Here is a 13,079-nt window from a genome sequence, read left to right as displayed (position 1 = left end):
CCGAGAGGACCATACTCAAACAACCACCTGAAGCGCGATGACGCGCTTGAGGAACTCCCTGTCAGATAGGGTCTGTCAGATTTCCTTGCCACGCTTGCGCATCTCGGCGCGGAAGGCCGCCATCACGGTCTCGGAGAAGGTCTGGGCCCAGGAATTGATGAAGTTCATGCTGAGCCCGATGGCGCGCGGCTCGGCGTCGAGCAGCTTCTTGCCCAGCGGCGACTTGTAGAAGACGACGAGGTCCTTCAGCTCCTGCTCGGTGAACTCGCTGGCATAGATCTGCGCCATGCCGTCGCCGATCTCGTTCTGGCGCCCGTTGAGCTGCTGGGCCACGATCGGGGCGATCTCGTTGAGGTCCTTCTGGTAGTTGAGGTTCTGCTGGAGCAGCGCATTCTTGGTCTTCTCGACGAGGCCGGGCACGGCGCCCGCATACATCCCGCTGGCGTTCTTGATCTGCAGGATCTCCTTGGCGGCCGCAATCGCCCCGGGCGAAGCCTTCGACTGGGCCGGCGCCGCGGGCGCCTTCTGGGCCTGCTGCGCCACGGCCGGGACGGCCGCGAGGGCCAGGCCCGCAGCGAGCGTCGCGGCCGGCAAGAATCTCAAAAAGCTCTTCATTCCTAGTCTCCTTTCGGCTTGCGCCGTTCAATCACGCGGATTCCCTCGCCACCTGCCAGAACGGCAGAGCTGGCCAAGCCGATGAACAATCCATGCTCGACGACGCCGGGGATCGCGCTCAGCGCCTTGGCGAGGCTGGCAGGATCCTCGATCCGTCCAAGCTGGGCATCGATGATCCAGTGGCCGCCGTCGGTGACGAAAACGTGGCCGTCCTTGCCCTTGCGGACCGCCATTTGCCCGGAAACGCCGCATTCGGCAAATGCCTTCTCGATCGCGCGGCGCGTCGCACCGAGGCCGAACGGGATGACCTCGACCGGCAGCGGAAACTTGCCGAGGGTCGGCACCCATTTGCTGTCGTCGGCGATCACGATCATGCGATCCGAGGCCGCCGCCACGATCTTCTCGCGCAGCAGCGCACCGCCGCCGCCCTTGATCAGGTTGAGCGCGGGATCGATCTCGTCGGCGCCGTCGACCGTGATGTCGAGATGGTCGATCTCGTCGAGCGTGGTCAGCGGCACGCCGCAACGCGTCGCGTCCAGGCGCGTCGCCTCGGAGGTCGGCACGCCGATCACCTTCAGCCCGGCGGCGACGCGCTCGCCGAGCAGCTCGACGAAATGCTTGGCGGTCGAGCCGGTGCCGAGCCCGAGCTGCATGCCGTCCCGCACCTCCTCGAGCGCGCGGGCGGCAGCCTGTCGCTTCAACTGGTCCATGTTCACGTTTGCGCCCGCCTCTGAATTCGTGAGCCGCCGACAGCGACCGTTTTCGGCGGCCTATGTAGCCTCGTTTTCCGCGCGGGAACAGGCCTATAAGGTGATCTTATGGGCCCGCCCCTTGCGTGGACGCGACCGGGCCGGTAGCGCTTGGATCATGACCTCCCCACACACCATCGTCTTCGATCTCGACGGCACGCTCGTGGATACGGCGCCCGACCTGATCACCGCGCTGAACTACGTGCTCGACCGCGAAGGGCTGCCGCCGGTGCCGATGGCCTCGGCCCGCAACATGATCGGCGCCGGCGCCCGCAAGCTGATCGAGCGCGGGCTGGAGGCGGAGGGCCGCACCGTCACGCCCGCCGACATGGACCGGATGACCGCAGATTTCATCGCCTATTATGCCGATCATATCGCGGTCGAATCCCGCCCCTTCGACGGGCTCGAGGCCGCGCTCGACCAGTTCTCGGCTCAGGGCCACCGCCTCGCGGTCTGCACCAACAAGCTGGAATGGCTCTCCAAGCGGCTGCTGGACCAGCTCGACCTCAGCCGCCGCTTCGCTGCGATCTGCGGCGCCGACACTTTTGGCGTCCAGAAGCCCGATCCGACCATCTTCCGGGAAACGGTGGCGCGGGCCGGCGGCGCGGTCAAAGCCAGCATCATGGTCGGCGATGCCGGAACCGATGTCGGGGTGGCCCGGCGGGCGGGGGTGCCGGTGATCGGGGTCAGCTTCGGCTACACGGACGTGCCGATTGCCGAGCTGAAGCCTGACCGGCTGATCCATCACATGCGCGACCTGCCGGCTGCCGCCAGCAGCCTGATGACCGCAGAGGCGATCAACCTATTGAAATAACTTGGTTTATTTCACCCGATCTCGCATTTACCATTCATTGACTATGCGCCGCCCGCCGGTTGCCTGCCTCAAACGACACTCCTATGGTCGGTGCGGGACTTGTGTGGCGGTTCGTCGCAGTTGAAGTGGATGGGTCATGCGTCGTGTCATCGCGGCTGCAGTAGCGGGGGCGGGCCTGTTGGGAGCGGCCAGCCTTGGCGGCTGCTCCTCGATGTCCTGGGACGTGTTCAAATCGACCCCGCCGACGGTCCAGGTCCGGCTCGAATCCAATCCACCGGGTGCGGACGCCACGACCTCGCTCGGCCCGGGCTGCAAGACCCCCTGCTCCGTCTCGGTTCCAGCTCCAGATGCCCCCTTCACGGTCGCGTTCGCGCTGCCGAAGTACCAGCCGGCAACCGTCCCGGTGAACCTGATCAAGAATCCTGGGGATTTCACCACCCCGGCCTCGGTGACCACGGACCCGAATCCAGTGTTTGCGGAACTGCAGCCGACAACGCCGCCCAAACCGGTCCGCAAGCCGCACCGGCCGAGGAAACCGAAACCAGCCGCAGCGGCGCCTGCTGCGGCACCGGCTCAGGCTACTCCGGCCGCGGCCTCGCCGTTCCCCGATCCGAACGCCGGCCGGCGCTGAGCTAAGTATACCACCCGATTGTCCTCGCCGCGTCCGGTGCTTAGATTGCGTCCCGAGCACCGCTTGAAGCCACCGCTTGAAGCCGAGGTGCCCCCGTCGCCATCAGTGACAAGGCCTCTCGCATGAACGGACCCGCCGCGCTGTCGACCCCGATGACCGATCCGTTCGGGCGGACCATCAGCTATTTGCGCGTGTCCGTGACCGACCGCTGCGACCTGCGCTGCTTCTACTGCATGTCGGAAGACATGACGTTCCTGCCCAAGGCGAACCTGTTGACGCTGGAGGAGCTCGACCGGCTCTGCTCGGCCTTCATCGCCAAGGGTGTCAAAAAGCTGCGCCTCACCGGAGGCGAGCCGCTGGTCCGGCGCAACGTGATGACGCTGGTGCGTTCGCTGTCGCGGCATCTGTCGAGCGGCGCCCTGAACGAGCTGACGCTGACCACCAACGGCACCCAACTGGCGAAACACGCGAGCGAGCTCGCCGATTGCGGCGTCCGCCGCATCAACGTCTCGCTCGACACGCTCGACCCCAAGAAGTTTCGCGAGATCACGCGCTGGGGCGAGATCGACAAGGTGCTGGAAGGCATCGAGGCCGCGCGCGCCGCGGGCCTTGCCGTCAAGATCAACGCGGTGGCGCTGAAGAACCTCAACGAGGACGAGCTTCCCGAACTGATGCGCTGGGCCCACGGCAAGGGCATGGGCCTGACGCTGATCGAGGTCATGCCGATGGGCGAGATCGGCTCGGGCCGCATCGACCAATATCTGCCGCTGTCGCTGGTGCGTGCGCGCCTTGCCCAGCAATTCACGCTGACCGACCTCGCCGAGAGCACCGGAGGTCCAGCCCGCTATGTCAGCGTCGCCGAGACCGGCGGCAAGCTCGGCTTCATCACGCCGATGACGCACAATTTCTGCGAATCCTGCAACCGGGTTCGCATCACCTGCACCGGAACGCTGCACACCTGCCTCGGCCACGAGGATGCCTCGGATCTGCGCAAACCTCTGCGTGCATCCGATGACGACATGCTGCTTGCGGATGCGATCGACCGCGCCATCGGCCTGAAGCCGAAGGGCCACGATTTCATCATCGACCGCCGCCACGACCGTCCGAGCGTCAGCAGGCACATGAGCGTCACCGGCGGCTGACACCGGCGGATTACGGCCTTATTCCCCTTAACTATCAACAAACTTCCGATTGACTGGCGGCACGCCCACTGGTTTGGTGCGCCGGCCTCATGCCTGCGCGGCGAGACAAGCCACGCGCCATCTCGGCGCAGTCAAGACGGCCGGGGCACAATCGGGGGAGGACCTATCGTTGCAAGCGCTCCTTAAGCTGAGCAGCAGGATTGACGCGTTCACGCGCTGGACAGGCAAGCGCGTGGCGTGGCTGATCGTGCTCGCCGTGATCATCTCGGCGGTCAACGCCATCATCCGCAAGACGTTCGACACCTCCTCGAATTCATGGCTCGAGCTGCAATGGGTGCTGTTCAGCATCGTCTTCCTGCTCTGTGCCCCCTGGACCCTGCTCGACAACGAGCACATCCGCATCGACATCGTGAACAACACGCTGCCGAAGAAGGCCCGCAACGTCATCGACGTGGTTGGCCACGTATTCTTCCTGTTTCCGATTTGCATCGTGATGATCATCACGGGGGTGCCGTTCTTCCTGCGCTCCTTCCAGATCAACGAGCAATCCGGCAACGCCGGCGGGCTGCCGCAATGGCCGGCCAAATCCCTGATCATGATCGCATTCGCGTTCCTGCTCGTTCAAGGCATCTCCGAGCTGATCAAGCGGATTGCGGTGATGCGCGGATTGATCCCGGACCCGCATGAATCCCAGGTGTCGGCGCTGGAGGCGGAAGTCGAGCATCTCGTCGAAGCGATCGAGAAGAAATAGCCGTTGGCGACGGTGTAGGGGGATTTCATGACCGCATTCATCATCGCCAATATGGCGCCCATCATGTTCGTGTCGCTGGTCGTCATGCTGCTGCTTGGCTATCCCGCGGCATTCTCGCTCGGCGCCGTCGGCCTGTTCTATGCCGTGATCGGCGTCGAACTCGGCCAGTTCCACCCCGACTTCCTCCAGGCCCTGCCGGAGCGCGTCTACGGCGTGATGAACAACGACACGCTGCTCGCCATCCCGTTCTTCACCTTCATGGGACTGGTGCTGGAGCGGTCGGGCATGGCCGAGGACCTGCTCGACACCATCGGCCAATTGTTCGGCACCATCCGCGGCGGCCTCGCCTATGCCGTGATCTTCGTCGGCGCGCTGCTCGCCGCGACGACGGGCGTGGTCGCGGCTTCCGTGATCTCGATGGGTCTGATCTCGCTGCCCATCATGCTGCGCTACGGCTATGACCGCCGGGTGGCAGCCGGCGTCATCGCCGCCTCCGGCACGCTCGCCCAGATCATCCCGCCCTCGCTGGTTCTGATCGTGATGGCCGACCAGCTCGGCAAGTCCGTCGGCGACATGTACGAGGGCGCCTTCATCCCCGGCCTCGTACTCGCGGCCCTCTATGCCGGCTACGCCTTCCTCGTCAGCATGATCTTCCCGGCGGCAGCACCCGGCCTGCCGAAGGACGCCATCGGTTTCCGCGAAGACAATGGCGACCGCGGCCTGGTCTCGCTCGGCATGCTGTTCCTGGCGAGCTGCGTGTTCGGATGGTTCATGATGCGCAATTCCACCACGCGTGGCGCCGATTACGTCGTGCTCAGCATGTTCTACGGCATCATCTTCGCATTCGTCGTCGCCGTGCTGAACTGGGTGGTGGATAAGCTGACCGGATTCCGTTTCCTCTCTAAAATGGCGCAGCAGACCACCTTCGTCATGGTGCCGCCGTTGTTCCTGATCTTCCTGGTGCTGGGCACGATCTTCATCGGCATCGCGACGCCCACCGAAGGCGGCGCCATGGGTGCTGCGGGCGCCCTCATCCTGGGCGCCGTGAAGCGCCGGCTGAGCTGGGATCTGATCCGACAGGCCACGGAATCGACCGCGAAACTGTCGGCTTTCGTCGTCTTCATCCTGGTCGGTGCCCGTATCTTTTCGCTCACATTTTATGGCGTCAACGGCCACGTCTGGGTCGAGCACCTGCTCACCTCGTTGCCCGGCGGCCAGGTCGGCTTCCTGATCTTCGTCAACGTGCTCGTGTTCATACTGGCCTTCTTCCTCGACTTCTTCGAGCTGGCCTTCATCGTGATCCCGCTGCTCGGACCGGCCGCCGAGAAACTCGGAATCGATCTGATCTGGTTTGGCGTCATTCTCGGCGTCAACATGCAGACCTCGTTCATGCATCCGCCGTTCGGCTTCGCCCTGTTCTATCTCCGCTCGGTCGCGCCAAAGGAACGCTACACCGATCGCGTCACCGGCAAGCGGATGGACCCGGTCACCACCGGCCAGATCTATTGGGGCGCGGTGCCGTTCGTCGTCATCCAGATCATCATGGTCGGCCTGGTCATCGCCTTCCCCGCGATGGTGATGCACTACAAGGGTGTGCAGTCGAACATCGATCCCAACACCATCAAGATCGAGGTGCCGCAGATCGAGCTGCCGCCGCTTGATCTCGGTCCGCCGCAGAAATAGCGGGGCGAGCCTTCTTCCTTCTCCCCTTGCGGGAGAAGGTGGCGCGAAACGCCGGATGAGGGGTTCTCTCCACGCGTCAATTGAGAGTAGGACTCGCGGAGAGAACCCCTCACCCGTCTCGCCGCTAACGCGGGGCGCCACCCTCTCCCACAGGGGGAGACGGTGCAGCGTCACTGCCGCGCCAGTTGTCCTCAACAGCCTTTGCCGCATCCGCCAGCCGAAACCGTAGCGTGAACTCGGCTCCGCCGCCGGGAAGATTCTCCACCGCAACCGTAGCGGCGTGATCGTCCGCCACCGCGCGCACGATCGAGAGTCCGAGGCCCGCGCCGTCGCTGCGGCGGCGGTCGGCGCGCCAGAAGCGCTGGAAGATCAGCTCGCGCTCGGCCTCCGCGATCCCCGGACCGGAATCGCGCACGCGCACCGAACCGTCCTCGCCCACCTCGATTTCGACGGTGCTGTCCTTTGCCGTGAACTTGATGGCGTTTTCGGCGAGATTGAAGATCGCGCGCTGGAGCATCTCCGAATTGCCGTGGATCAGGACGGGCGAGTCGGTTCCTTTCAGCGCGATGTCCTTCTTCTGCGCGATCGCGAATGGCGCGATCGAACCGACCACGTCGGCGCAGACGGCGCGCAAATCCGCGGTCTCGCCTGGATTGAGCACCAATGTGTCGAGTTCGGCGATCTCCAGCAACTGCGCGACAATCCGGCTCATGGCTTCGATGTCGGTCAGCAGGGCCCGTCGTGCCGCATCGTTGCCAAGCGTATCGATCCGGGTGCGCAGGATCGCAAGTGGCGTGCGCAATTGATGCGCGGCGTCCGCCGTGAACTGCCGCTGCACCCGAAAGCCGCGCTCGAGGCGACCGAGGGCCTGGTTCACGGCGGTGACCAGCGGCAGGATCTCGCTCGGGATCTGCGCCGTCGGCAGGCGAATGTCGGTGCGGGCCGGGCCGATGTTACTGGCATCCTGAGAGGCCTTCCACAACGGCGCAATCGCGCGGCGGAAGATGATGATGTCGATGGCAAGCAGGACCAGGAGGATCGGGATGGTAATCCACCCTACCCGCCGAAAAAAGTTCGAAACGATGTCGTCGATGATGACGTCGCGGTGCGCAAGATCCTCGGCAACCTGGATGCGCACCATCTTGCCGGCAACATCCCGAGTAACGCTGGCGCCGGAGATGCTCTCGGAGAAGCGCGAGGGCGCCGTCGCGGCTGAGCGTCGGTGGGAGGAGAACAGCAACCTGCCGTCAGCATCGCGAATGTCGAACTGGTAGCGCCCGTAGGCGTCCGAGTAGAGTCCCTTGAGGCTGTCCGGCAGGCTGAAGCTCAACGAGCCGTCCGGCTGCGCGGCGACGCGCTCCGCCAGCACCTCGGCCTGCGCACGCATGGCATCGCGATGCAATTGGTTGATCTCGGAGTTGAGCAGCCAGAACAGAACCAGGGGCAGAAAGATCGCGACCACGGCGACCGCGACGATGTGCAGGAACACGATCCGCGAGATCAGCGACTTGAACGCGAGCGATCTGACATGGCCCTTGGCGGGCACGCTATTTCTCCTCGGTCATGAGATAGCCGACACCGCGGATGGTGTGGATCACGACCCTGGCGCCGTGTTCGGCGAGCTGCTTGCGCAGCCGCGAGACATAAACCTCGACGGCGTTGGAGGCGACCTCGCCGTCCAGCCCGAAGATATGGTCCTCGACGTTCTTCTTCGGCACCACCCGCCCCTGCCGGCGCAGCAGGATCTCGAGCACCGAGGTCTCGCGCGCGGAGATGATCCGCGGCTGGTCGTCGACGAAGATCTGGCGGCTCTCGGTGTCGTAGACCAGGTTGGCGAGACTGAGCGAGCGGCCGAGCAGCTGGCCGGGCCGGCGCAGGATCGCCTCCAGCCGCGCCACCAGCTCCTCCATCGCGAACGGCTTTGCGAGATAATCGTCGGCGCCGCTGCGCAGGCCGCCGACGCGGTCCTGCAGGCCGCCGCGTGCGGTCAGCACCAGCACGGGGAGCGGCTCCATCCTGGCGCGCAGCTCGCGCAACACCGACAGGCCGTCGCCGTCGGGCAACCCGAGGTCGAGGATCATCGCGGCATAGCTGACGCTGCTCACCGCCTCGCGCGCCTCGGCCGCGCTGCCCACGATGTCGCTCTGATAGCCGGCCGCCGCCAGCCCGCCCGCGACCAGCCGCGACAGCTCGGCATTGTCCTCGACGATCAGAAGGCGCATCGCATGTCCGCCGAAAACTCAAGTCACCGCACCGCTCGCGCGGCATCTTCGCTCTCTTCCACCATTCCGGCCGCCTCGGCCAGCGAAAAAGCACGGCGTCGGTCGCCCTTCCCTGTCAAGTTCATGCCGGCCGGAGCCGCGCAGGTGCAGAGATCCGGTGCGGCCATAGCGTTGCTTCGCTTCAGCCCGACTTGGTACTGTGCAGCCGGAACGCGGTCCTGAGCTCAGCCAGTTCGTGCGCCGTCGCCCCTCGCTCTGCGTCGGCGCGGCTTGCCGGCAAGTCCAGGTAGGCGATCGGCTGATCGAACTGGCTCGCCGTGAAGTCGTACCGCTCGCCTTCGATCCGATTGTAAAAATGGTCGCCGGCCGGCAGCGGCGTCTTCAGGAGGTCGCCGCCGAACAGCTCATGAACGAGCAGCGCCGTGACGTTGCATTGCCCCGCCGCCGGATTGCTCGCGGTCCATTGTCTCGCCGTCGCCAGCGACCATGCCCTGCGCAGCGTTCTCTGAACGTCATCTGGGTCGAAGCTCAGCACCGTTCCCGCCTCGGCGAAGGCCGCTTGGATCGCCAATTTTTTCCGCTGACTTATCAATCCGTTGGCTACTGTGCATGGGGTTGTTTTTCAGTTTTTAAGTCCGGGCGCCGCCAGACACGACAGCGCCCCGGAGCTTTCACACCGGGGCGCTGCCTGCGAGAGATGGCGTGATCAGCTCTGTGAGCGGCGCGCCATGAAGATGTCGTAGCCGACCTCGGCGACCTGGAACCAGGAGTAGCCGTCGCTCGTGAACTTGGCGAGCGAGTCGTGCACCTTCTTGAAGTTCGGGTTGCTCGCGGCGACTTCGGCGTGCAGCTCCTTGGCGGCCTTGTGGCAGGCATCCATGATCGACGGCGAGAAGGCGTGCAGCTTGGTGCCGCCGGCGAGCAGCTTCTTCAGCGCCAGCGGATTGGCATTGTCGTAGCGCGCCATCATGTAGTTGTTGGCATAGTGGCCGGCCTGCTCCAGCACGCTCTGGTAATATTTCGGCAGCGCGTTCCACTTGTCGAGGTTGACGAAAGCCATCAGCATCGGCCCGCCTTCCCACCAGCCGGGATAGTAGTAGTGCGGCGCGATCTTGTAGAAGCCGAGCTTCTCGTCGTCATAGGGGCCGACCCATTCGGCGGCGTCGATGGTGCCCTTCTCCAGCGCTGGATAAATGTCGCCGCCGGCGAGCTGCTGCGGGACCACGCCGAGCTTCTGGAGCACGCGGCCGGCGAAGCCGCCGATGCGGAATTTCATGCCCTTGAGATCGTCGGGCGTATTGACCTCTCTCCTGAACCAGCCGCCCATCTGGCAACCGGTGTTGCCCGCGAGCAGCGAGACGACGTTGTAGCTCTTGTAGAATTCGTTGAGCACGTCGCGGCCGCCGCCCAGCATGTACCAAGCCTGGTTGATGCGCATGTTGGGGCCGAACGGCACGGCCGAACCAAAGGTGAAGGTCGGATCCTTGCCGAAATAATAGTAGGACGCGGTGTGACCGATTTCGCAGGTGCCGTTCTGCACGGCGTCGAGCACCTGGAGGCCCGGAACGATCTCGCCGGCCGCGAAGATCTGGATCTGGAATTTGTTGTCGGTCGCCTCAGCGACCATCTTGCACATCATCTCGGCCCCGCCAAACAGCGTGTCGAGCGACTTCGGCCAGCTCGTCGGCATACGCCATTTGATCTCCGGCATCGACTGCGCGATCGCGGGAGCCGCGAGCGTGGCGGCGCCGGCCGCGCCAAGTCCGGTGACCTTGATGAAGTCTCTTCTCTTCATGATTTCCTGCCCTGATGGTTTGCGATTGTGGGCCTTCTTGCCGAGGCTTAGGGCCAGCATGACGCAAGCCGGGACGCAATGCCATCCCCGATCGCACTGGGGCAAAGAAAAAGCCCGGCCTCCAGGAGGCCGGGCTCTGCGGTCTTGCGATTCCAGGCGATCAGCCGCGCGTGCGCGAGCGGATCATGAAGCTGTCGTAGGTATATTCGGCAACCTGCCACCACAGATATTCGTCGGAGCGGTAGGCCTGCATGGCGTCAATCACCTTCTTGAAGTCGGCGTTCTTGGCCGAGACCTCGGCCCAGAGCTCGTTGGTCGCCTTGAGGCAGGCTTCCAGCACCTCGTTGGTGAAGGGACGAAGCTGGGTGCCGCCGGCAACAAGGCGCTTCAGCGCCGCCGGATTCTGCATGTCGTAGCGCGCGGCCATCCAGGTATTGGCATGGGTGGTCGCATTGGCGAGGATGGCCTGGTAGTTCTTCGGCAGCGCGTTGAACTTCTCCAGGTTGGCGAAGGCGTGGACGGTGGGACCGCCCTCCCAGAAGCCCGGATAGTAGTAGTACTTGGCGACCTTGGCGAAGCCGAGCTTCTCGTCATCGTAGGGGCCGACCCACTCGGCGGCGTCGATGGTGCCTTTCTCCAGCGCCGGATAGATGTCGCCGCCGGCGAGCTGCTGCGGCACCACGCCGACCTTCTGGAGCACCTGGCCGGCGATGCCGCCGATGCGCATCTTGAGGCCGGAGAGGTCGGCGACGGTCTTGATCTCCTTGCGGAACCAGCCGCCCATCTGGGTGCCGGTGTTGCCGCAGGGGAAACCGATCACGTTCGACTTCTTGAAGAACTCGTTGGCGAGCTCGTTGCCGCCGCCCTGGAACAGCCAGGAATTCTGCTGGCGCGCATTGAGGCCGAACGGCACCGAGGCGAAGATCGCGAAGGTCGGGTCCTTGCCGACGTAATAGTAGGACACGGTGTGGCACATGTCGACGGTGCCGTTCGTGGTCGCATCCAGCGCCTGCAGGCCGGGAACGAGCTCACCGGCGGCGAACACCTGGATCTGGAATTTGTTGTCGGTCATCTCGGCGACGTACTTCGCCACCTGCTCGGCACCGCCATAGATGGTATCGAGCGATTTCGGGAAGCTCGAAGTCAGGCGCCACTTCACCTCGGGCGAGGACTGCGCGATCGCCGGCGAGGCCACTGCGGTCGCCGCCGCGCCTGCTGCCGACACTTTCAGAAAATCACGACGCTTCATCTTCAGGTCTCTCCTTGCTGGGGCGTTTCCCCTTGAACTTCTCTTGTGCCGCCGCTGATTCCGGCGACGCGACAGGGCCGCGTCGAACCGAAGGGGCTTGACTGCGGTGGGCCTTTAACACGGAAGGCGCGTTTGCGGAACGCGACAATGGCATGACGGGGCTCTACGAAAGTCGCATGTCTCCCAAGGGGACGAGGCGGCGCGCCGGCGGCCGCTTCAAGCCGCCGCGATGACGCCCTTGAGCTGGTCCCGGACCTGCCCTGCAATGGCGCGGTAGATCGCCGCATGGGGACCGTCCGGCTCGCTATCGACGACGGGGTTGCCGGCATCCGAGGTCGCGCGAATCGCCATGTGCAGCGGGATCTCGCCGAGGAACGGCACCTCGAGCTTCTCGGCCTCGTGCCGCGCGCCGCCATGGCCGAAAATGTCCGACCGCGTGCCGCAATGCGGGCACTGGAAATAGCTCATGTTCTCGACGATACCGAGCACGGGCACGTTGACCTTCTTGAACATGGCAAGTCCCCGCCGCGCGTCGATCAGGGACAGGTCCTGCGGGGTCGAGACGATCACCGCGCCCTTGAGCGGCACGTTCTGCGCCAGGGTGAGCTGGGCATCGCCGGTGCCCGGCGGCATGTCGACCACGAGAACATCGAGCTTGCCCCATTCGACGTCGCGCAGCATCTGCGTCACCGCCGACATCACCATGGGACCGCGCCAGATCATCGCGGTTTCTTCCTCGACTAGGAAACCGATCGACATGATGGCGAGGCCGAAGCGTCGAAGCGGAATCATCTTGCGCTCGTCGTTCAGCTCCGGCTTGTCGCGCAGGCCCGTCAGGCGGGGCACCGAGGGGCCATAGATGTCGGCATCGAGCAGCCCGACCTTAAGGCCAAGATCGCGCAGGCCGAGCGCCAGGTTCAGCGCGGTGGTCGACTTGCCGACGCCGCCCTTGCCGGAGGCGACTGCGATCACGGCAGCGACGCCCGGGATCTCCGACTGCCGCGCCATCGGCGAGCCGCCTCCCTGCGGCGGCTTGTGGGCATGGGCCGGCTGCACGCCCGGCGCGCCGCGACTGGGTTGCGGAGGCGGCGGCGGTGCGGAGCCCGGCTTGCGCTCGGCGGTCAGTGCCACCATGACGGTGGTGACGCCGGGGATGCTGCGCACGGCGGCCTCGGCCTCGGCCCGGATGGATTCCCAGGCCCTGGCCTCGGCGGCATCGACATTGATCGAGAAGAACACCTTGCCGTCGGACGCGCTGATCGCGCTCAGCACGTTGGCATTGGTGAGCGCGACCCCGCGGGGGGATTTGATCCTGGCGAGGCTGTCGAGAACCTGTTGCTGCGTCACGCTCAAAGTGCATCTCCTGGACGGAGCCTGATCCGGACCCGGAGGGCCGCACCAGCGCGAAGCGGGAAGCGGCTTTCCGGC

General features: G+C 64.9%; 13 protein-coding genes. 5 read left to right on the top strand and 8 right to left on the bottom strand.

Going from position 1 to position 13,079, the window contains the following annotated elements; translation table 11 throughout:
* Positions 1-75: 75 nt before the first annotated feature.
* Together K410_RS0114995 and rpiA are read right to left on the bottom strand one after the other, a co-directional pair.
* Positions 76-615, bottom strand: a complete 540-nt coding sequence (locus tag K410_RS0114995) for a DUF2059 domain-containing protein (protein ID WP_028135646.1) — start codon at positions 613-615, stop codon at positions 76-78.
* A gap of 2 nt (positions 616-617) precedes the next feature.
* The gene (rpiA, locus tag K410_RS0114990; RefSeq protein WP_028135645.1) at positions 618-1,331 is read right to left on the bottom strand and encodes a ribose-5-phosphate isomerase RpiA; all 714 of its coding nucleotides are present in this window, start codon (positions 1,329-1,331) and stop codon (positions 618-620) included.
* A gap of 151 nt (positions 1,332-1,482) precedes the next feature.
* Here rpiA and K410_RS36820 point away from each other — a divergent pair, with 151 nt between their 5' ends.
* From K410_RS36820 to K410_RS0114955, 5 genes are all read left to right on the top strand, one after another.
* Positions 1,483-2,178, top strand: coding sequence for an HAD family hydrolase (locus K410_RS36820; protein ID WP_049820044.1), 696 nt, complete (start codon positions 1,483-1,485; stop codon positions 2,176-2,178).
* A gap of 136 nt (positions 2,179-2,314) precedes the next feature.
* Positions 2,315-2,809 (top strand): hypothetical protein, encoded by a 495-nt coding sequence (locus tag K410_RS0114970; RefSeq protein ID WP_028135642.1) that lies wholly within the window; start codon positions 2,315-2,317, stop codon positions 2,807-2,809.
* Between the two features lie 122 nt (positions 2,810-2,931).
* Positions 2,932-3,951, top strand: a complete 1,020-nt coding sequence (gene moaA / locus K410_RS0114965) for a GTP 3',8-cyclase MoaA (protein WP_028135641.1) — start codon at positions 2,932-2,934, stop codon at positions 3,949-3,951.
* A 169-nt stretch (positions 3,952-4,120) separates the two neighbouring features.
* Positions 4,121-4,702 carry a TRAP transporter small permease subunit gene (locus K410_RS0114960; protein ID WP_028135640.1) on the top strand — a complete coding sequence of 194 codons (582 nt, stop codon included), beginning with the start codon at positions 4,121-4,123 and terminating at the stop codon, positions 4,700-4,702.
* Positions 4,703-4,729: 27 nt separating this feature from the next.
* Positions 4,730-6,385 (top strand): TRAP transporter large permease, encoded by a 1,656-nt coding sequence (locus K410_RS0114955; protein WP_028135639.1) that lies wholly within the window; start codon positions 4,730-4,732, stop codon positions 6,383-6,385.
* Between the two features lie 124 nt (positions 6,386-6,509).
* On the opposite strand, the gene K410_RS0114950 is transcribed toward K410_RS0114955, so the two are convergent.
* The 6 genes from K410_RS0114950 to K410_RS0114925 form a co-directional block, all read right to left on the bottom strand.
* Positions 6,510-7,931 carry a sensor histidine kinase gene (locus tag K410_RS0114950; RefSeq protein WP_028135638.1) on the bottom strand — a complete coding sequence of 474 codons (1,422 nt, stop codon included), beginning with the start codon at positions 7,929-7,931 and terminating at the stop codon, positions 6,510-6,512.
* 1 nt (position 7,932) lies between these two features.
* A complete protein-coding gene (locus K410_RS0114945) occupies positions 7,933-8,607 on the bottom strand; it encodes a response regulator transcription factor (RefSeq protein ID WP_028135637.1) in 675 nt (224 codons plus the stop codon).
* A 181-nt stretch (positions 8,608-8,788) separates the two neighbouring features.
* Positions 8,789-9,178 carry a YunG family protein gene (locus K410_RS0114940; RefSeq protein ID WP_433994200.1) on the bottom strand — a complete coding sequence of 130 codons (390 nt, stop codon included), beginning with the start codon at positions 9,176-9,178 and terminating at the stop codon, positions 8,789-8,791.
* Positions 9,179-9,313: 135 nt separating this feature from the next.
* Positions 9,314-10,402, bottom strand: a complete 1,089-nt coding sequence (locus tag K410_RS0114935) for a TRAP transporter substrate-binding protein (protein WP_028135635.1) — start codon at positions 10,400-10,402, stop codon at positions 9,314-9,316.
* 160 nt (positions 10,403-10,562) lie between these two features.
* Complete coding sequence (locus K410_RS0114930; RefSeq protein ID WP_028135634.1) at positions 10,563-11,651, bottom strand: TRAP transporter substrate-binding protein; 1,089 nt, start codon at positions 11,649-11,651, stop codon at positions 10,563-10,565.
* A gap of 216 nt (positions 11,652-11,867) precedes the next feature.
* Positions 11,868-13,004: an Mrp/NBP35 family ATP-binding protein gene (locus K410_RS0114925; RefSeq protein WP_028135633.1), complete on the bottom strand. Its 1,137-nt coding sequence runs from the start codon at positions 13,002-13,004 to the stop codon at positions 11,868-11,870.
* Between the last annotated feature and the right edge of the window lie 75 nt (positions 13,005-13,079).

The organism is Bradyrhizobium sp. 22, from assembly GCF_000482425.1.
In the GTDB taxonomy this organism is placed as follows: Bacteria; Pseudomonadota; Alphaproteobacteria; order Rhizobiales; family Xanthobacteraceae; genus Bradyrhizobium; species Bradyrhizobium japonicum_B.
Note: the sequence above shows the minus strand (reverse complement) of the source record. Positions and strands in the feature narration are given on the sequence as shown.